The following is a 21412-nucleotide window of genomic DNA, read 5'->3' as shown; positions in this document are numbered from 1 at the left end:
ACTGCGCTTAGCTCTGTTACTCTCTAGGTTTGACATAATATCGCCTAAAATATATCAACTCATTCTAGGATGGGACAATAGGCATAAAAAAGGCGACCTTAATGGGTCGCTTTTTATTTGGGCAGTGGATTTTAACGAAGTTGATTCATTAATCTGCTAATGATTTAATAAGCTCAAAGCGTGGTATTACTTTCCCATCGACTTCAACGGTTTCCGCAAACATGGCTAATGGGCGAACCCACACGCCGTATTCACCATACAAGCAGCGGTAAACCACTAGCGATTCTTCGGTTTCTGAATGTTGTGCGGTATGCAAAACTTGGTAAAGGCTGCCTTTGTAATGGCGGTAGATGCCTTGGGGAACAGTGGCTTGATTTTGTTGAGACATAAACAGCTCATTCATATTGATAATTGAAGGATTAATAAACGCTTTGTAATTTCCCTGCTAGCTTGGGCTTTATCTGTGACCATTCAGAACTGACCATACTATACATGACTGTATCTGAAATGATGCCATCACGGCGTACACGATTGCCTCGAATCACGCCATCTTTTTTAGCACCCAAGCGCTCAATGGCTTGTTGTGAGCGATGATTGTCAATATCTGTACGCCAGCCTACGGTTTGATACTTCAAGGTTTCAAATATATAGGTTAGCAGCATAAGCTTACAAGTCGTATTAACATGCGTTCGCCAATATGATTTAGCATACCAAGTATAGCCAATCTCTAAGCGTTTGCTGGTTGGTAAAATATCATGAAAACTCGTTGTACCAATCGCTTTACCATTTGATTCATCAATGACCACAAATGCTTGTCTGTCAGACATTGAATCTGCGGTATTGATATAGCCAATAACCTTGTCTGGCTCAGGTACCGACGTCTCGTTTATTTTCCATAGCTCACCATCTTGGCAAGCCTCCATCAAGTCAGTTGCATGACTGAGCATCAATGGCTTAAGGGTAATACCATTACTGGATAATGTCGGTAAATCTAGCATTTCTTTTTCCTTAAGCCACTATGAGTTTAGGTGGCAGTCACTTAAGCAACAGCCACTTAGGCAACAGTCACTTTCGCATAAGCCTTTTTGCCTGCTTGGATAACGACTGTCTGACCAGATGTTAAACTAAAGCTACCATCAACCACATCGCCATCTACTTTTACCACACCACGTTTTACCATGTCTTTGGCAGATGAGCTGTTTTTCGCAAGCCCAGATTGGTTCAGTACTTGAGTGATAAATAGTGCATCCTGACCTTCTAGATCTACTGTTACTTCTGGCAAATCGATTGGCAATTCGCCATCAGCTAAGACATTACCGGCTGATTTGTGCGCATTGGCAGCGGCATCAGCATCATGGAAACGCTCGATTAACTCTTCGGCTAAAATACGTTTGATTTCTTGTGGATTGCGACCATTTTCCATTTCTGCCAATAAACCTTCGACTTCATCCATTGGTTTAAAGCTTAAAAATTCAAAATAGCGGCGGATTAACGTATCTGGCATAGATAAGATTTTTTGGTACATCGTGCCCGGTGCATCGTAAATGGCCACGTAGTTGTTTAAGGACTTAGACATTTTATTAACGCCGTCTAGCCCTTCCAGAATTGGTACGGTGATACATACTTGCTGCTCTTGACCATAACGGCCTTGCAACGTGCGTCCCATCAATAAGTTGAAAGTTTGATCGGTACCGCCAAGCTCCACATCAGCTTTTAGCGCGATAGAGTCATAGCCTTGCACGAGCGGATATAAAAACTCATGGATAGAGATTGGGGTCTGTGAGGCATAACGCTTAGAGAAATCATCACGCTCAAGCATACGCGAAACGGTTTGCTGGCTGGCAAGCTGAATCATATCAGCGGCGCTCATGTCATTGAACCACTCAGAGTTAAAAACCACACGGGTTTTTTCTTTGTCCAAAATTTTGAATACTTGCTCAGCATAGGTTGTGGCATTGGCTTTGATTTGCTCATCAGTCAATGGCGGACGCGTGCTGTTTTTGCCAGAAGGATCACCAATCTTGGCCGTATAATCACCGATTAAGAAATAAATCTCATGACCCAAGTCTTGAAAGTGCTTGAGTTTATTAATCAAAACAGTGTGGCCGAAATGCAGGTCAGGTGCGGTAGGATCAAAGCCCGCCTTGATACGCAATGGACGGTTTAGCTTAAGCTTCGCCACTAAATCCTCTTCAGATAGGATTTCTTGCGTACCGCGTTGGATAAGGGCAAGTTGTTCTTCTAGCGTGTAAGTTTGCGTGGTCATGATTATCTCTTTATTGTCTTTATTAAGGGTTAAACGTTTGAGCGATTTAGAATTTCGTCGCTGTCAAAAGATGTTAGAATTTGACGGATATACTAGCGTTTTTTAAGGTAAATTGCCATGACCAAGCCCTGTAATCAAGTACTACGACAGCTGCCTCTATTTGAATTCGCTAATGGTGATGATTTTCAATCGTTTAAATCAGAATCACAACCAGATTCAGAACAGGCCGCTTTTAGTGATTACATAGTTTATGTTGACGAGAGCGGCGATCATAGCCTAGAAAGTATCGATCCAGATTACCCAGTTTTCGTTTTAGCATTTGGAATATTTCATAAGCGACACTACGCTGAAAAAATCGTACCAGCCATCGAGAAGTTTAAATTCAATAATTTTGGTCATGACTTAATAGTTCTGCATGAGCATGAAATTAGAAAGAAAAAAAATGCTTTTACTTTATTGAATAATCAAAGTCTCAACAAAGTGTTTTTAGATGATTTATCGCAGATTATGCAAAGTAGTAATTTTATACTAGCAGCTTGTGTAATAGATAAAATCAAGCTACAAAATTCTGATATTTTAACAGAAGAAAATAATCCTTATCACTTAGCATTAGGTTTTTGCTTAGAAGGATTATATGATTTTTTGAGTGAAAAAAATCAACTCGAACGTAAAACACATATTCTAGTTGAATGTAGAGGCAAAAAAGAGGATAAAGCCTTGGAGCTTGAATTTAGAAGAATGATTGACGGTAATAATCGTAAGAATGTTCCATTACCATTTGATATTGTATTTGTAGATAAACAAGCAAACTCTACAGGCTTGCAGTTTGCTGATTTAGTTGCAAGACCAATAGGTATAAACTATCTTAGACCTACTCAAAGCAATAGAGCGTTTGATATATTGAGAGAAAAATTTATGTGTCGTGGAGGTCGAGACTGTCTAGGGCAAGACTATGAAGGATATGGATTGAAAATCATTCCTAAAAATATTATTTCTAAAAAGCTTGTTTCTAAAAAAGCGAAAAGCCTCCAGGAACCCCCAGAAGCTTAGACGCCGACCGGGAACCCCCAATCCACTTAGTAACATTATACCTTTTTACCCAATGCTAAACAATCTATAAAACAAAATTTCTTCAGAATAGAAGTAAAGTCACCATCTGAGTATATTTTTCCTCACTATGAATATAGTTCACAGTAATTAATTAGAAGATATAAACTTTTTCCACTTCAAACAATAACTTGAGTATTTCGATGAAAACAGAAAAAAATAGTTTCAACGACAAGGACATTATCGACGATTTAAATTATGCCACACTTACTGAGGCACTTGAGCAAACTGTGTTTGAAAACTTCGATGATGGCTTATATATCGGCATGATGTCGGGCACCAGTTTGGACGGTATGGATGCCGTTCTTTGTCAATTCGGTACAGATACTGGTAATGAAGACGAGGCTCAGCAGCCCATGCGCTTGTTAGCTTCTTATAGCCAAGACTTCCCACCGCGACTGCGTGAAGTATTATTGGCATTATGTCAGCCCAATGGTGTTCAGACATTGACACCAACGGCTGACGAACCAAACAGCGAACTGGACTGGTTCGGCTGGGCGAGCCGTGAGTATGGTGAGTTTGCTAGCGAGGTGGTCAATACTTTATTAACACAAGCCGATACCGATGTAGAGTTGGTGCTGGCCACTGGCTGTCATGGACAGACGGTGCGCCATCGTCCGCAGATGGGGTTTAGCTTGCAGTTGCTGGATGCCAATATCATCGCTGAGCGTACAGGCATCAGCGTGGTTAGCGATTTCCGACGCCGTGATATGGCAGTCGGTGGTCAAGGTGCGCCATTGGTGCCAGCCTTTCATCAAGCGTTGTTTGCCACACCTGATAGTACTCGCGTGTTATTAAACTTGGGCGGTATTGCTAATATCACCGTCTTGCCAGCGACTTCTAATAAATCATCAAATCAACCAGACGATGTCCTAGGTAAGGTTGTAGATAATGTCGTTGTAGGTTACGACACTGGCCCTGCCAATTTACTATTAGATGCATGGACCTCGTTGCATACAGATAATTCTTATGACGCAGGTGGGGCTTGGGCGCAGTCTGGTCAAGTCATTGAGCCGCTGCTCAACCAACTGTTGGAACATCCGTTTTTTGCAAAATCTTATCCCAAAAGTACGGGCCGCGAAGACTTTAACTTAGCATGGCTACAAGACGAGCTGCAAAAATTCGAACAGGCATCTGCGGTCATTCGTTATTCATCAGCAGATGTACAGGCCACGCTCACTGAACTGACAGCCATCAGTGCGAGTGCGCAAATTAATAAGTTTATCGATGCTAACGAAAATACTTCGGTATACGTCTGCGGTGGTGGTGCCTTAAATGACTACTTGATGACGCGTTTGCAGGCATATCTCCCTCATTGCACGGTAGAAACCACTGCGAGCTTAGGATTAGATCCAACATGGGTAGAAGCTGTTGCTTTTGCATGGCTAGCGAGACAGACATTGATGGGTGAAACAGGTAATTTGCCAGCAGTGACAGGTGCAAGTAAAAACGTGGTGCTGGGTCAAGTGTGCTTTGCCTAGTCCATTAATTTTAGTTTACATACGTGCACCTATGTGTTTTATAATGACTTCCGAAATAACATCCTCTTAGGACCGTAAGTACAGGATATATCGCATGAGCCAACACAGCAATTCAACCACCTCACAAGCCGATCAGGTTAGCGCAACCTCGGCGCACAAACCGCGCCATAAACCACCTCACTACGAGCGCTCTGATGATATGCGCGTGGTGATCACCGGCATGGGTGCCATTACACCACTGGGTCTAGACGTTGATAGCTCGTGGAAGAAACTGCTCAATGGCGAGAGTGGTATCGCACCGATTACCCATTTTGATGCTGCCGAATATCGTGCGAAAATCGCGGGTGTGGTCAAAGACTTCGACGCCAAACAATATATGAATGCCAAAGACGCACGTCGCTATGATGAATTTATTCATTATGGTATCGCCGCCTCTAGCATGGCACTACAGAATGCGGGCTTTATCGACCAAATAAGCGCGGCTGATGCGCCTGTACAAGGTGTTGACCAAGAGCGTTTTGGTATTATTTTAGGCTCAGGGATTGGCGGTATTCAAACCATTGAAAACAGCCGCGATACCCTGCGTGAAAAAGGCGCGCTGAAAGTCTCACCCTTTATTATTCCAGGCTCTATTATAAATATGGCGGCTGGATTGGTGGCGATTAAGCACACCTTAAAAGGCCCCAACCTCGCAACATCGACTGCCTGTACAACAGCCACTCACGCGATCGGACTTGCAGCACGCCTGATCGCTTATGGTGATGCCGATGTGATGCTGGCCGGTGGTAGTGAAAAAGGCTCAAGCCCGCTTGGTATATCAGGGTTTGGTGCTATGCATGCACTCTCGACCCGCAATGATGAACCAACCAAAGCCTCACGTCCATTTGATAAAGCCCGCGATGGTTTTGTACTCGGTGATGGCTCAGGTATGGTCGTGCTCGAAAGCTTGGCTCATGCCAAAGCACGCGGCGCGACCATACTGGCTGAATTGGTCGGTTTCGGTATGAGTGATGATGCAGGTCACATTACTGCGCCACCAGAAGATGGCAATGGTGCTGCACGCGCAATGAGAAATGCCTTGCACGATGCTGGTATTGAGCCATCGAGTGTTGGTTATGTCAATGCTCATGGTACCAGCACGCCTGCTGGTGATGTCGCTGAATCAATCGCCATTGAAACCGTATTTGCTCCAGTGAAAGACAGTATTCTAGTCAGCTCAACCAAGTCAATGACTGGTCACTTGCTAGGTGCAGCAGGCGGCGTTGAAGCCATATTTACAGTGCTTTCCCTACAGCATCAACATGTACCACCAACCATTAATTTGGATAACGTGGAAGACAACTGTAACCTCGACTATGTCGCCAATCAATCTCGCAAAGTTGAGAATTTGCAATACGCTGTCTCGAATAGCTTTGGCTTTGGTGGCACCAATGGCTCGTTAGTCTTTGCACGTTGGCCTAGCAATGACTAGAGCATAAAAGCATACAACACGCGTTGTTGTAACCTTGGTGTCAGATTTGCTACGTTTGTCCACTTGCAGCCCCTTATCGTACTTGCGTATGATAAGGGGTAATTTTTGGAACATTTATGGAAGATACCATGTCAAGCTACTCATTTTCCCATCAGTTTTATCAGCGCTGGACGTGTGCGCCTGAGCCTATACGCGCAGCAATCACCCAAGAACTAAAAGATATCACCACTTTACTGCAAAGCGATACACCCTTTGAGAGCTTTGAATTTCAAACCCATGATTTAGATGCTCATATCGATGAGCTCTATGAAAACCACGAAGCTGAGCAAGCCATTGCCAAAGCGATCACGGAAAAACAAGAACAAGCACGCGCCACTGCTGAAAAAGAACGTCTCGAAGAAGAACAAAAAATAAAAGCAGCAGCGGATGCCAAACTCCAAGAAGAAGCTAAATTAAAAGAAGAGGCTAAATTAAAAGAAGAGGCTAAACTGCGCGAAGAAGCAGAAGCCGCGCAAAAAGAACAAGAAAAGAATGCAATACTAGCTGCTGATAAGTGCAATGATGACAAGTCAGTAGCAGCGATCGAGACAAATATTGCGGACAAAGCAAACGTTAATAGTAGTGCCACTGATAACTCTGAAAAAAATAATACCCAAAGTGTGGCTACTGAAAATCCTACGGCGAACCATAAAACCATCAACGAACATGCAAACACTGCTGAAGATAATACGGTCAATAATAATAGCAGCGTTAAAAATGATAACGCTATTAAAGCCATTAATGATACAGCCAGTACTGCCATCAAGTTGGCATTAAAAAACGCAAAACTGAGCGCGACACATCAAGAGTTAATCCGCGAGTTGGAAATGCAGATTGATGACTACCTAAGCGATCAGATGATGCTCATGTCTGAAAACCTAAAATCTTGGCTACGTGCAGAGGTCACTCAGCATTTAAGTGAGCAGGATAAATTAGAGATTAGTAAAAAGTCATAAGAAAACTAAATGCTGCTGTTTAGAAAAAAATCCCCGTAAAATTTACGGGGATTTTTTTATTTTAAATGCGCAGATATAGGCTTTTACTTTAGATAGCCTGAGTACGCTCAGTTAGCCACTCAAGTGCTGCGCCGTCGACACGGTCTTTTAGCTCCGCATAAACTTGGCTGTGATAGTCGTTCAACCAATCAATCTCTACTTGATTCAACAATGACGACTCAATCAAACGCGTATCAATCGGGCAGTAAGTAACAGTCTCAAAGTTTAAGAATTTACCAAACTCTGTCTCGGTAGGGCTTGCCACACGTGTATTAACCATTAGGTTTTCTATGCGAATGCCCCATTTACCTTCACGGTATAGACCTGGCTCATTACTTGAGATCATACCTTCTTTCATCGCACGCTCTTTTGGCGTACTCGCACTATAGGCAATGACTTGTGGGCCTTCATGGACGTTTAAGAAGTAACCAACCCCATGACCGGTACCATGACCATAGTCCATCTGTGCTTGCCATAATGGCGCACGGCAAATGGCATCAATTAATGGTGAGGCAATACCGTCAGGAAAATGCGCTTTTGCCAATGCAATATGGGCTTTGAGCACGGTGGTAAAGTCACTTTTATGCTCAGAGCTTACTTGTCCGATACCGACCACGCGAGTGATATCAGTCGTGCCATTCTGATATTGCGCGCCTGAGTCAATCAGTAGTAGCCCGCCCTCGCCCTCGGCCACATCAAGGTAGCTGAATTTTTCTGGTGTTGCGCGGTAATGTGGCAACGCACCGTTTTCATTAAAACCTGCAATCGTTGGAAAGCTTGGTGATACATAGTGTGGCTGCTGACTACGTACGTCGATTAGCATGCTATCAACATCTAACTCACTTAAACGCTCACCGTTTGCTAGGCGCTGCTCAAATGTCGCAAAAAACTCAGCTAAGGCAGCACCATCCTGACGCATTGCCTCACGCACATGATCGATATCAGCATCAGCTTTAACAGATTTAAGTAACGTACTTGGCGCCATTTGCTCAATAAAGCCAACATCGTCTGCCATCTTCGATAGCGTGCCGACTGCAACCTTACTTGGATCTAATAACAATAAATCTTCTGGCGTAAGCGTACTCAATGCTTGTTGTACCGCCTCATAATCAGCAATCGTAATGCCGCTATCTTTTAGCGCGGTTGCGATATCAGCACTGACTTTATTGTTATCGACAAACAATGTCGCGTCGTTTTCACTGATGAGCATGTGTGATAAAAACACAGGATTATAGTCAACATCCGCACCACGTAAGTTGGTCAACCATGCGATGTCATCTAAACTTGAAAGTAAATGATGCGTCGCTCCTGCCTCTGTCATACCTGCACGCACAGCGGCAAGTTTTGAGGTGGCAGACTGAGCAAGAAACTGTTCATCGTGAGCATATAACTTGGCGGCTGGCAGCGCTGGACGATCTGTCCAAATCTCTGTCAATACATCGCGCTCAGTGATCAAAGTAATGTCATTGACATCAAATGCATTTAGCAGTCGATCCTGCTCAGCGATAGACAACACATTGCCATCGACTGCCACACTATCACCTTCTTGTAAATGATCTGCTAGCCAATCGATATGATTCGGCTGACCTGGAGCCAGCTTCTCTAAAGTAATACCCGTGCCTTCTAACTGATCCGCGGCGTGTACCCAATAACGACTGTCTGTCCACAGACCAGCAAAGTCAGCAGTCACGACGAGCGTACCGACCGAACCTGTGAATCCTGACAGCCACAAGCGTGCTTGCCAATATTCAGGCAAGTACTCAGATAAATGCGGGTCAGCAGAGGGTACGATAATTGCAGTGAGATCCTGCGTCGCTAGGCTTTTACGTAAGCTGTCAATACGGTCATGAATGGTTTGTTTATTCATTGGATGTGTCCTTATTAGAGGTAGAGCAATTGATTTTGGAGAAATTAGATTTAAAAAAAACACTACTGTGAGGCGACTATGGATAGCCGTCTTATTTGGGTGATTAGAATGGTTTCATGTGTCAGTTAAATATAGAAAACAACTGGTTTAATAGAATAATAAAAACGTGCTACCGATAATGGTAACACGTCTTGTCATACGTCACTTGTGCTGTTGTTATTCACAAATGTACATCAGCTTATTTTATGATTTGGCCAGTTGTTTTTCACGCTCGCTATCTTTGAGCATTTTATTGATAGGTTTTGCTAATACCAATAACAATACAGCGGTAGCCACCAAAAAGATCGTCATGGTGGTAAACAAACCCGGTAACCCTTCAATTTTGTCAGCAGATACATGACCACCAAAGAAAGCGGCAACCAAGTTACCCATGGCGATAGAGGCAAAGAAAAGTCCCATCATTTGGCCTTGCATACCCTCTGGCGCTAATTTAGTCATGGCAGACAAACCCACTGGGCTAAGTGCTAATTCACCCAATGTTAATAGTAATAAACTACCCACCAGCCATAGTGGCGACGCTAAGCCAGCACCAGGCGCTAAAATGCTCTTAGAGGCAAAAATCATCAATGAAAAACCTGCTGCCGCAAGTAACATACCAAGCGCAAACTTAGCCATACTGCTCGGCTCAAGACCTCGGTTAGCCAGCTTAACCCAGATAATACTGACGATTGGCGCTAAGATAAGAATAAATAAAGGGTTCAATGACTGAAACCAAATACTTGGCACCTCAAATCCTAAGACATTAAGATCAGTATAGCGATCAGCAAATAAGTTAAAAGACGTTGGCTGCTGCTCAAAACTTGACCAGAATAACGTTGAACCAATAATTAAGATAAAGCAGATCAATAGACGTAACTTATCCGTCTTATCTAAACGCGGTGAGATAAACATAATAGCAAAGTACAGTATCACCACGGCTGCAATGATATAAGTCATATACTGCGCGACCATCTCAGGATTGAACGGCATGATACCCGTAGACACCAAAACAATAACCGCAACCAATAATGCTAAAAACCCTGCAACCCAGCGACCGATATTTTTATAACGACCGTTGGCATGTTCCCATTCAGCACTGATGCCTTTGGCCTTTGCGTAGCGTGTTAGATTTTTTTGCGCCGCAAAGCGGTAGATAAGTAACGACACCAGCATCCCAAGACCACCGACACCAAAGCCGACATGCCACATGCCTTTTTCTTTAAAGACTCCGACAATCAGTGCCGCTAGTAGCGCACCAATATTGATGCCCATATAGAACAGAGTAAAGCCACCATCACGGCGTACATCACCCTTGGTATATAGAGCGCCAACCATCACTGAAATACAGGTCTTAAATAACCCTGAACCCAACACAATGCACATCAGACCGACAAAAAACAGCGTCATGCCAAATAACGCAGAGAGCGCAATGCATAAATGACCGAGCGCAATAATAATACTGCCCCACCAAAGAGCGCGCTCTTGCCCCAACCAGTTATCTGCTAGCCAACCGCCTGGTACTGCCGCTAAATACAATGAACCAGCAAAAATACCATAGATAGCAGATGCAGTGACCTCATCAAAACCAAAGCCACCACTGCCTACCGTTGCTACCATAAACAGGACTAATAAAGGACGGATGCTATAATAAGAAAAACGTTCCCACATTTCCGTAAAAAATAGCGAGCGTAATGGCTTGGGATGCCCCATAAAGCCGTTGTCTAGCGCTTCCAATTCAGCCGCGCTAGCCCCTGATTGTGTTTCTATGCCCATAACTTTATTCCTTTAAAGATCATATTAGTAATGACCAAACCCCCAATTACTTAGATGAACGGTCATTATAGGCGGAATATTGTTTCACTTGGTTATGGCCAAGTAAAGAAAAAGTTGGCTATAAATTACACAAATACCCATAAAAAAACTCGTTCTCATCAGATGAGAACGAGTTTTTCTTTTTAGTCTAGACAGCAGTACTATCCTATTGATATCACTGCCGATAAAGACGCCATAATGCCACTCATTTTAGCGTAGAGTGTCAATATTTGGCGGTCTAAAGAACTAGGTTACAGACTACTGTACTGCTGCCGTATCATCAGCAGCATTGCCCGCATCTAGATCACCATCTGCTTGTTCAGCTGTCAAATCAGCATCAGCAACTGCCACTTGACTTACTGTGCCAGAGGCGGTCGCTGTACCTGCTTCCGCAGTGACGACCGCACTATCCGCATCTGTCGCTGGTGTTACGGTTGCATCTGCAGCAGCAGGTACGGTCGCTTCTTCTGCGGTTGCGGCGTCTGCCTCAGCTGGCGCGGCATCTTCAGCAGCCACAGTTTCTGCTTCATCAGCAGCGGCTGAGTTTTCTGTCGTGTCAGCCGTAATATGCTCTCCTGCTGGACGCAAGAATGCTGAGACACCAATGAGTAATACAATCGCTAAAAATAAGCCAACGCCGCCTAAAGCATACAACAGCTCTTTTTTTGGATTGTTGTTGACGATATCTTCTGACATACCTTATCCACCTTGCACAGAATATTTGAAATATTTGGCTATTATATCGCAATTTATGCCCATTTGTTAAAACCCTTAACTATTTAAAGGGTTTATTATCGAAAAATTGCGAAACTTAGCATGTATCATTCTAATTAATTAGCTGATCGAACGGCCTCGAGGAGCCTCGCGTTTGCCAAGATAGCTCAATAATAACAAGAGCGCAATAATGAGCAAAATCGGATAATTGCCAAAGCGCATAAATGGTGTGTTACCTACCCGTGCCTGAACATCACCGCGTAATACGGTACGTTCAAACTGCGGTGCACGCTCGACGATACGACCCTTATGATCGATAATCGCCGTCACGCCAGTGTTGGTCGCCCGCATAAACCAGCGACCGTTTTCAAGCGCGCGCATTTGTACCATTTGTAGATGTTGCAGTGGACCTGCCGATGTGCCAAACCATGCATCGTTTGAGATAGTCAATAAAAAGTCAGTCCCAATCGCGTTTTTACGGGTGGTATCAGGATAGGCAACTTCATAGCAGATGGCTGCACCCAAATTATGCCCACGTACACGTAATGGTGACTGCTGATCACTACCACGGCTATAGCTCATGATGTCTTGGCTACCAGCTAAGTTAGGCAGGATATCGAGCAGGCCTTCAAATGGAATATATTCACCGAATGGCACAAGACGTTGCTTTTTATACAATCCTTCTGCCTGTGCACCCAATGCAACCACGCTATTATAAAATGGTGGATATTTATCTGTACTAGCATCAAATGCCGCTTCATCCTTATAAGGGATGCCTGTGACCCATGTGGTATCAGTCTCTTTGGCCATTTTTACCATTTCGTTGATAAAGCCAACGGCTTCGGTCTGAAACATTGGAATCGAGGATTCAGGCCATAAAACAATGTCACGCCCCCACTCGGTACGCGTCAAGGTTGCATAGATTTTTAAGGTTTCTACTTGATATTCGGTCAGCCATTTTAGGTCTTGCGGAATATTGCCTTGGATCAGCGATACCGATAAATCAGGCGTGCCCTTTGGTTTCGTCCATTGCGGATTAATCAGCCACAATGAGACGCTTACCACAAGTAATGCGGCAGTCACAACCATATAACCACCACGGCGACGCAAGAGCTCAACGGTACTTGCAGCCAACAGGATGGCGACGAAAGAAACCGCGAAAACACCAGCAACCGGTGCTAATGATGATAGCCAATACTGCTCGGTAAAGGCGTAGCCTACGAACAACCATGGAAAACCGGTAAATAACCATGTTTTCATCCATTCTTGCAACACCCAAAGCGCCGCAAAAGCCAAGGGCTGCTTACCGACCATGCGATTAAAAACTAACGCCAAAAGTCCGTGGAACAAACCCATACCAAGACCCATCAACGCAATCATAATCAGTGCCAGCCATGCAGGCGTCGCACCATAGACATGGATAGAGGTATACAGCCAAAATGCACCCACGCACCACAATCCCGTACCGTACGCTTGACCAATAATAAAGGCGCGGCGGCCTGTCATCTCAGGCATCAATAGCGCGTATAAGATAGCGGGCGATACCAGTGCTACTGGCCAAATACCATAAGGCGCGAGCGCAAAGATAAAGATTGCCCCTGCCAACCAAGCAATCAATATGGCCAGCCCCATAGGCAAACCCTTCGGTTTTTCGGGGTTCAGACGTTTTTGCAAATCAACAGTAGACAGACGCATAGCAGTTATCCAAAACCATATTATCTAAAATGTTACATGTTTAGTATTCAGTCGATATTTAACTTGAAGCTGGCTCAATGGTTATAAACGCCCTATCTTTTCAATAGTATTTTCTTATAATCGTCTTATAAGCACCATCGTCTTATAAAGATAGTCAAAATACCCCGAAAACACGACGATACTGCTGATATCAATTTTTTGTAGCCTCTGGCTGCGTAGGCACAGCAAGCAAGAAAAATTGATATCAGCAGGGCGTCATACATCGATATTACTTTTCACTGACTATGTAAGATTGGTATAAATACAGCGTCTAAAAATCAAACCCGCCCATGATACCAGTCTGCGTCAATCAATGGGTAAATTTGCGTAGTAAAAAAAGTGAATGCTAAAAGTGAATGACAGACAGACAGCAAAAAACACGACCGCAATCGTGTTTTTATAAAAATTATCAGCGTGTTATAAAACTTATGAATGGCACGTATGACAATAATGTCAAAAATACATTAATGACTGCCTATCAATAGGTGCTGCTCAGGATTCGTTTTGGTCAGTTCTAGGTTTTGAATAAAACGACCTTCCACATCAGTAATGGTAATTTGCCAATCGTCTATCACCACGCTCTCGCCTTCTAGGTCACCTACATAACCCAGCGCCTGCATGACCAGACCGCCCATGGTATCGACATCGGTATCATCAAAACGACTGCCAAGCTCATCATTACAGTCTTCAATGACCGTCGATGCTTGCACACGCCAAGTATTTGGTTTGTCGGGATCAGCGATGATATTATTTATATCACTGTCTTCATCGAAGTCATCATGCTCATCGACGATATCACCGACGATTTCCTCGAGCAAATCTTCCATGGTGACCACACCGCCGAAGTTGCCAAATTCATCGACCACAATCGCCATATGTACTTGGGTACGCTGTAGTGAGCGCAACAAGGTATCAGAACGTGCAGTCTCACTAATATAAAGCGGCTGACGTACCAAATCTTTTAGACGTTTGCTATCGATTTTATCTTCTTGGTCACGCACCATATGGACGAGAATAGGAATCAAATCCTTGGCCAATAAGATACCAATGACCGCATCATCATCTTGACTGTCAAAGACGGGATAGCGCGAATGGGTGGTTTCAAGGATGATATCCATCACTTCAGCAAGGCTGGTGCTTTCGTGGATACCAATCACTTGCGGGCGCGGCGTCATGATCTCGCGCACTTGTGTCGCAGGCAGATCGAGCACGCCCTCTAGCATGTCCACAGTATCAGGCTCTAAGAACTGGCGCGAATCCTGTACCAAACGAATCAGTTCATCACGGGTTTCGGGGGCGGTCGATAGCCAGCGTTTTAAGCCGCGCATCGACCAACTACTCGGGCTGGGAGTGTCGTCAGACATGGTGGTGTGATTTAACCTCTTTAGTTAATGGTAATTAATATCGTAAAAACATTAATATCGTAAAATTGTAGATGGGGATTAAAGTACTAAATAAAACCAGTCGTTTATGATTAATAAATACATAGACCAGTTTAAATTAGCTTCACTTTATCGCAAGGCTCAAAGACATTCAACGACAAATTCACTCAAATTGTACTGTCAGTGTGTTATAAACTTTGCTATGGTCAAAGCCTTTACTCATCAAAAAAAATCCTATGTCGTTACGTTCCTTTTTTTCTCGCTTACTCTCGATTGGTTCGCATAGCTCTGCGGCAAACGGTCGTCTTGCAAATCATGACTTAGAGAATGCATCATCAGACAGTAAGCAACCAAAACATAAGTGGCGACATCGTCTTGTGCGGTTTTTTATCGCCGTCACACTGCTGCTATCAGCAGTCTGGTTACTATTGGCGATTTGGTATCAGTTTGGCGCACGCTCAGCTATAACGTGGCTGGCAACTATCGTTATTGTTGGCGTGCTTAGCGCTTTGTTTTTTATGCGTTATTGGACAATTGATGCTAAGCAAGCACCTCAGAATATAACGGCGGACAGACAAGCTAGCGGCAAAAAAACCACGACTCAGCAAACGAAGGTCAAATGGCTAATCGGACTATACGCGGCGATTTGGTGCCTAGGTGTTGGTTGGTTTATGTCTATCGAACCCCAGCAACAACGCGAGTGGATGCCAGAAGTCAGCCAAAAAATAACTTATGAGCGTGACCCGAACAATCCCGATTTGATTACGCTCACCAATGTACGCAACTTTGATTGGCATACCGAAGACGACGCGACGGCACGCTGGGAGACGCGGACGATTGATATGTCAAAATTGTCTGGCGTCGATGTGGCGAACTCTTATTGGATGGGGCCACTGATTGCCCATACTTTGGTGAGCTTTCGTTTTGAAGATGATAGACCGCTCGCTTTCTCGTTTGAGATTCGCAAAGAACAAGGCGAGTCTTTTTCGGCGCTCGCAGGATTTTTTAGACGTTATGAGCTGAGCCTGATTGCCGCAGAAGAGCGCGATATTATCTATACACGGACGAATAAACGCGGTGAGCAAGTTTATCTATTGCCGGTTAGCCATTTGCAGCAACGCGAGGTCAAGTCATTATTTGAGTCTTATCTAACCGCTGCCGATGAGCTAAATGCTAAGCCTGCGTGGTACAACACCTTGACCAGTAACTGTACCAATATTATCTTTTATATGGCGCGGCTGGTCAGTGGTGATCGTCTGCCGTGGGATTACCGCATTTGGGTCTCGGGCTGGCTACCAAACTATCTCTATGACGTCGGTATGCTCGATACCAACTTCCAATTAAATGAAGAACAGCAAGGCGAGCAAAACTGGTCGATGGACACTTGGTACGAGCGCACCCATATTAATCCAAAAGTTCGTGGGTTTGACAATCAATCTAATCTAGAATCAGGTACTAACAGTCGCGAATTTTCTACGCAAATTCGCCAAGGCATTCCTATTCCGCCCTTGGCTGATTCGCAAGCAAGCGCTGAGGCACAAGCCCAATCTGCGGCTCAAGCGTCTAACTAATTATAGATTAAGGCTTAACCCACGTTACCACGCGCGTTTCCATCTCTTCGTCAGACATGCCAATTTCAGAGACGCAGCGACCTGCCACGCCCACATTGACAGCGCGCATTTTCTGCTGGGTCTCTACCGCATTTTGGGTCAGTAACAGATGCCAACTCGGCAGGCTTTGTCCTTTATACAAGCGCTTGTAAGCGCAGTGCGATGGTAGCCACATCATCTGCGGTAAGTTGTCCATGGTCAATTGAATACAATCTGGCACGTGCTCTTGACGTGTTGCATAGTGACCACAGTATCCCGTCGCACAGTCCATCAGCTGACAAGTGACATCGGTATATTCGACTAGCTCTTCGTCCACATCGCCATTCTCATCTTCGTCGATGTATTTGATTAAACAGCAACTGCCACAGCCATCACACAACGCTTCCCATTCGCTATGGTTCAATTCATCTAGCTTAAAGCGTTCCCAAAACTGTGGGCGTAATATCTCAGACGTTTCATCCGATTCGCTGTCAGAAAACAAGATCACGATTGGGTCTGATTTGAGCGGCTGAACAGCATCAGCGTTTAAATTGGCAGCAGATTTATTTAACAAGTTGATAGTCATAGCATTGTAGTCGATTTTTTATAAAGAGACATTTTGATAAAGAGCGTTACAGTATTATAGCTGTTTTTACTGAGTATGGGCGTTAAGGTAGTACAAGTCAGAAAAACGAACCCTCACAATGACGAATAAATAAAACTTACAACATAAAAAAGGACAATAATATGTCAATTAAGACTTTCGAATTAATCAGTACAACCGAAAATGGTGTTGAGCTTATTAGCTATGTGGCGCTACCAGAAAATGCATCAGACGATACGGCAGTGCCAGGTATTTTAGTTGCACCAGAATGGTGGGGCGTGGTCGAACATCCAAAATCAGTGGTCGAACGCTTGGCAGCAGCAGGTTATGCAGCAGTCGCTATGGATGTCTATGGCGAAGGCAAACTAACCACAGATGCAGCCCAAGCCAACATGTGGATGGAGCAAGTATTAGAAGATCAAGATATGCTAATGGCGCGCTGCCGCTTGATCCTCAATGACTTCAGTGATCAACTGGCAGTCGATGGCGATAATTTAGCGGCAATCGGTTACTGCTTCGGTGGTAAAGTCGTCCTCGATATGGCGCGTGATGGTATGCCACTAAAAGCGGTGGCAACCTTCCATGGCAACCCATCAGCGAAACAGCCAGCAGACAAAAACTTCAAAGCCAAAGTATTAGTCGCTCATGGTCGTGATGACTCGATGGTATCCATGGAGGCAATCGAAGGTCTAAAATCAGAGCTAGATGCAGCAGACGTTGACTACACTATCGACGTTTATGACAATGCTAAGCACGGATTTACCAACCCACATGCCGATGAGCGCGCTGCTAAAAATGAAGTAGATCTTGGTTATAACGAAGCCGCTGCTAAGCAAAGCTGGGAAAACATGCTTGAGTTTATGAAAGCCAATTTAGCATAAAGAATATTTTGGTATAAAGATCATCAAAAAGGGCAGCTTAACTATTAAGCTGCCCTTTTATTTTGAGTCTCTTTTTATCCACTGTCTCTTAGATGAGTAATCAGACCAGTCTTGTACTTCTTAGCAAATCAGGTCATTATCACTTTACTATAAGCTGGATTGAGTGACGAGGATGTTATATCTATTAGTGACCCAGTTGGGGTGGCTGGCTTTTACAGTTTTATTGATTGTGATTGTCGCGTTATATACTAGAATAACTCGAAAAATCGAGCATTTGCGCCGTGATGTGATAAAGCTGCAAGCGGAGCTTGAGCAGCAAAAAGACCATAGTATGGCATCTTCACTGACTCGTTCGGCTGATGAAAGCGTTTATGCGCACGAGACTTCTCATGAAGACAGCACACCTAAGGAGACAAGTTTTGCTTCACAAAATTTGTCTACCGATAGTACGTCACCTCTGTCATATCCATCGCCGCCCCCACTTCCCATGGCTACTGCAAGTCTCATCACACAGGCAACCTCAAACGTCTCTGACGATAAACCTATAAATAATCACGCCTCAATAACCACAAAAAACAACACACTGGCAGCGAAACCAAGCGCACCGATAGAGCCTGATGAACGCTCACTGCCTATCGTTACTTCATTGATTCATTCAATCAAAAACTGGTTTTTTGGTGGTAATTTGGTCGTGCGTGTTGGCGTCTTAGTATTGCTAGTAGGTGTGGTGCTACTGCTACGCTTGCTGAGCGAGTATATAGAGATTTCGATTACTGCAAAGCTCATGATTATCGGTATTGCAGGACTGGGATTGGCAGCACTGGGGTTAAAGCTAACGGCAAAACGTTTCTCGTATGGGATTACCTTACAAGGTGCAGGCTTAGCCATTGCTTATCTGAGCACCTTTTTTGCTTATAGTGTCTATCAAATTATTCCAAGTTTACCGAGCTTTATCGGGCTTGGATTATTATCCGCCATTACTATTGCTCTAGCCGTACGTCAAAACGCTTTTCCTCTGGCTTTGTTGGCATTATCAGGTGGTTTCTTTGCGCCTATCTTGACTGGTAACGATACCGGCAGCTTAGTGACATTGTTCAGCTATTATTTACTTTTGAACGTGACGATTGCGATTATCGCGCATTACCGCCCTTGGAAGATACTCAACCTATTCGGTGTGGTCGTGACATTTGGGCTGGCTTACTATTGGGGCATGAGTGGGGATTTGAGCGCTGTCATTGAAACGCAGCGCTGGTCACTGGTATTGCTGGTCGCTTTACATTTACTCCTTTATCTATTTGTCGTTATCCGCTATGCACAGCAAATCATTAGCTACAATACCTCTAATGAATCTGTATTTAACACAGCTCACTTAACTACTAGCAAAACAGACACGACAAAAATGTTAGCTACCGAACAGACGACGTACCTGTTTCCTATCGATACTGGACTACTGTTTTCAGTACCTATACTGGCATTTGGCTTATTTGCTGCCTTATTAGATGACATCCCTAACGCTTTAACCATTACTAGCGCAGTTTTAGCAGTCATTTATTTGGGACTTGGCTGGGTGTTTGTCCAGCGCAGTCAGCGTTATGCTTTAATTACCGAGGGCATGTTGGCATTAGGCTTTGGCTTTTTGGCGCTGGTCATTCCACTGGCATTCGATGCTGAATGGATTGCTTTTGGCTGGTCAGTACAAGGATTGGCACTGGTGTGGTTCGGACGGCGCTCGCTACGCGCTTGGTCAGTGCTATTTGGTTTACTATTGCAGCTAATCAGTATAGGCATGTTGATGATAAAGGTGGTCTTTGCCGTTCAAGACTATCAAACATTGGCCTTAACCATTTCGGCGATGGCTTATCTAACCACTGTGTTTATTTTACGCGCTAGCAACTCGCCGGCTATCCTAAATAATAGTTTGAACGACGACTTAAACGGTGGCTTAGATAATTCCTCAACACATTCTCAAGAGCAAACCACCACGTCAGATTCGATAGTAACCTACGCCAATGCACTGGGTATCAGCGCCCAAGCCGCGCAGCAATGGCTAACCTCAATCAATAGCCAAAGCAACGTCTTTAACCTTGTTTGGCGAAGTCCTCTATTAACACGATTTTTAACTTTTACTGCTATGGCTTGGCTACTACAAGTATTGCTGCTTGATTTTAATCAATGGTTTACCAGTTGGACATTGGCAACGACGACAATGATAGCGCTGGGGGCACTGATCAGCTTGGGTACTTACTGGGTCATCAATCGTTATCGCTCGTGGGCAGAGATCAGACAGTTTAGCCACGGTCTATCAATAGTGCTTTATCTAATGCTCGTTTTACAGCTACCGCAAAAATTCGAATTCCATTTAGCATGGCAGACAGCAGATTGGTTGTTATTTACTGGCCTAATCATTGGTGGGTTGGTCATCGGACAGTTGTGGTTAAAGACGTGGTACGAGCATTCAGAATTGTCACGCTACGATGGCGCGAGCTGGTTGGGCGCTGGAATTTTAGTCATCGCTGCCGCAGCTCACTATAGACTCGCAGATTCAGCTGGGGTGATGGCTATCTTGATTCCAGCCATTTTGATATTGGCTGGGTTATGGTTCAGCTATCGTGATTCCGGTTATCGTCAGCAAAACACGCGAACGCATGAAGTGTCAAATCAAGGTTTTCTGTACTGGTTTGATTGGCAACAAGCGCTATTAAGCTGCGCGGCTATCTTCGCTGCTATCGCCTTATTTTGGGTCGTCATTACCAACTGGTCTTATGATGGTGTGATTTGGGAACTGCCCTACTTCCCACTGCTAAATTTATACGACATTACCTCATGGCTCGCGCTATTCGTTGGTTGTAGTCTATATTACATGAGCCAACATCGCCGTGACGAGGGGCGCATTGCATCAAATACCGATGTCAAATCCAAGCGTATATTCACCACTGATACTTTACTAATTGTATTGGGGCTTATCAGTTTTTGGTTGATATCTAGCATGTTGGTCAGGACGCTACACGCCTTTATTGGCACGCCACTTTGGAATGGCTATCAAGGCAGCGCGTGGCAAAGCGAGCAAGTACAGACGGGGCTAACCATTTTATGGACACTGTTGGCATTAGTCGCCACCATCATCGCCAGTCGCTTCTGGCAGCGCGCGCTTTGGTTTATGGGTATTGGGCTGTTGGGTGTTGTCGTACTCAAACTGGTCTTAGTCGATTTGTCACAAACTGAGGCAATTTGGCGAGTGATATCCTTCCTTGGTGCAGGCAGCTTGATATTGCTGATTGGTTATCTCGCTCCCTTGCCTCCAGAAAATGCAGATCAGATGGATCAGGTGCAAGAGTAGTACTTAAAAATGTATAACCATTTTAAAAAAACATGCTGAGAAAGATGGTCGCTAATAGTTTACAAACTCAAATTCATCAGTAGCGGGATTAGCT

Annotated in this window: 16 protein-coding genes; 7 read left to right on the top strand and 9 right to left on the bottom strand. The window is 44.3% G+C overall.

All coding sequences use genetic code 11. The features are described from left to right. Nucleotides 1-148: 148 nt before the first annotated feature. The 3 genes from JMY08_RS03045 to tyrS are packed head-to-tail and all read right to left on the bottom strand — an operon-like array spanning nt 149 to nt 2266. Nucleotides 149-388, bottom strand: coding sequence for a DUF1653 domain-containing protein (locus JMY08_RS03045; RefSeq protein ID WP_201590243.1), 240 nt, complete (start codon nt 386-388; stop codon nt 149-151). A 31-nt stretch (nt 389-419) separates the two neighbouring features. Continuing rightward, nucleotides 420-998, bottom strand: coding sequence for a GNAT family N-acetyltransferase (locus JMY08_RS03040; RefSeq protein ID WP_201590240.1), 579 nt, complete (start codon nt 996-998; stop codon nt 420-422). Between the two features lie 56 nt (nt 999-1054). Then, nucleotides 1055-2266 carry a tyrosine--tRNA ligase gene (gene tyrS, locus JMY08_RS03035; RefSeq protein WP_201590237.1) on the bottom strand — a complete coding sequence of 404 codons (1212 nt, stop codon included), beginning with the start codon at nt 2264-2266 and terminating at the stop codon, nt 1055-1057. A 117-nt stretch (nt 2267-2383) separates the two neighbouring features. Here tyrS and JMY08_RS03030 point away from each other — a divergent pair, with 117 nt between their 5' ends. The 4 genes from JMY08_RS03030 (at nt 2384) to JMY08_RS03015 (ending at nt 7320) form a co-directional block, all read left to right on the top strand. Next, nucleotides 2384-3316 carry a DUF3800 domain-containing protein gene (locus JMY08_RS03030; RefSeq protein ID WP_201590234.1) on the top strand — a complete coding sequence of 311 codons (933 nt, stop codon included), beginning with the start codon at nt 2384-2386 and terminating at the stop codon, nt 3314-3316. A gap of 200 nt (nt 3317-3516) precedes the next feature. After that, on the top strand, nt 3517-4854 hold the full coding sequence (locus tag JMY08_RS03025) for an anhydro-N-acetylmuramic acid kinase (protein ID WP_201590231.1): 1338 nt from the start codon (nt 3517-3519) through the stop codon (nt 4852-4854). Between the two features lie 199 nt (nt 4855-5053). Further along, nucleotides 5054-6325 (top strand): beta-ketoacyl-ACP synthase II, encoded by a 1272-nt coding sequence (gene fabF / locus JMY08_RS03020; protein ID WP_051000713.1) that lies wholly within the window; start codon nt 5054-5056, stop codon nt 6323-6325. Between the two features lie 116 nt (nt 6326-6441). Then, the gene (locus JMY08_RS03015) at nt 6442-7320 is read left to right on the top strand and encodes a hypothetical protein (RefSeq protein WP_201590198.1); all 879 of its coding nucleotides are present in this window, start codon (nt 6442-6444) and stop codon (nt 7318-7320) included. An 88-nt stretch (nt 7321-7408) separates the two neighbouring features. Here JMY08_RS03015 and JMY08_RS03010 read toward each other — a convergent pair whose 3' ends face one another. From JMY08_RS03010 to JMY08_RS02990, 5 genes are all read right to left on the bottom strand, one after another. Then, entirely contained in the window at nt 7409-9226 is a 1818-nt protein-coding gene (locus JMY08_RS03010; RefSeq protein ID WP_201590195.1) for an aminopeptidase P family protein, read from the bottom strand. A 243-nt stretch (nt 9227-9469) separates the two neighbouring features. Beyond that, nucleotides 9470-11038 (bottom strand): peptide MFS transporter, encoded by a 1569-nt coding sequence (locus tag JMY08_RS03005; protein WP_201590192.1) that lies wholly within the window; start codon nt 11036-11038, stop codon nt 9470-9472. A gap of 297 nt (nt 11039-11335) precedes the next feature. Then, complete coding sequence (locus JMY08_RS03000) at nt 11336-11773, bottom strand: hypothetical protein (RefSeq protein WP_201590189.1); 438 nt, start codon at nt 11771-11773, stop codon at nt 11336-11338. A 138-nt stretch (nt 11774-11911) separates the two neighbouring features. Further along, a complete protein-coding gene (gene lnt / locus JMY08_RS02995) occupies nt 11912-13486 on the bottom strand; it encodes an apolipoprotein N-acyltransferase (RefSeq protein ID WP_201590186.1) in 1575 nt (524 codons plus the stop codon). A 503-nt stretch (nt 13487-13989) separates the two neighbouring features. Continuing rightward, complete coding sequence (locus JMY08_RS02990) at nt 13990-14889, bottom strand: CBS domain-containing protein (RefSeq protein WP_201590183.1); 900 nt, start codon at nt 14887-14889, stop codon at nt 13990-13992. A gap of 254 nt (nt 14890-15143) precedes the next feature. On the opposite strand from JMY08_RS02990, the gene JMY08_RS02985 reads away from it, so the two are divergent. Further along, nucleotides 15144-16478, top strand: a complete 1335-nt coding sequence (locus JMY08_RS02985; protein ID WP_201590175.1) for a DUF4105 domain-containing protein — start codon at nt 15144-15146, stop codon at nt 16476-16478. Between the two features lie 7 nt (nt 16479-16485). Here JMY08_RS02985 and JMY08_RS02980 read toward each other — a convergent pair whose 3' ends face one another. Next, nucleotides 16486-17082: a YcgN family cysteine cluster protein gene (locus JMY08_RS02980; protein ID WP_201590172.1), complete on the bottom strand. Its 597-nt coding sequence runs from the start codon at nt 17080-17082 to the stop codon at nt 16486-16488. 161 nt (nt 17083-17243) lie between these two features. Between JMY08_RS02980 and JMY08_RS02975 the strand changes: the two genes are divergently transcribed. Together JMY08_RS02975 and JMY08_RS02970 are read left to right on the top strand one after the other, a co-directional pair. Further along, nucleotides 17244-17981 (top strand): dienelactone hydrolase family protein, encoded by a 738-nt coding sequence (locus JMY08_RS02975; RefSeq protein WP_201590169.1) that lies wholly within the window; start codon nt 17244-17246, stop codon nt 17979-17981. A 172-nt stretch (nt 17982-18153) separates the two neighbouring features. Further along, nucleotides 18154-21318, top strand: a complete 3165-nt coding sequence (locus tag JMY08_RS02970) for a DUF2339 domain-containing protein (protein WP_201590166.1) — start codon at nt 18154-18156, stop codon at nt 21316-21318. The last annotated feature ends 94 nt before the right edge of the window (nt 21319-21412 follow it).

Source organism: Psychrobacter sp. Pi2-51 (assembly GCF_904846665.1).
Taxonomy (GTDB): domain Bacteria; phylum Pseudomonadota; class Gammaproteobacteria; order Pseudomonadales; family Moraxellaceae; genus Psychrobacter; species Psychrobacter glaciei.
The sequence above is the reverse complement of the archived record's forward strand: the minus strand, read 5'-3'. Positions and strand labels throughout refer to the sequence as shown.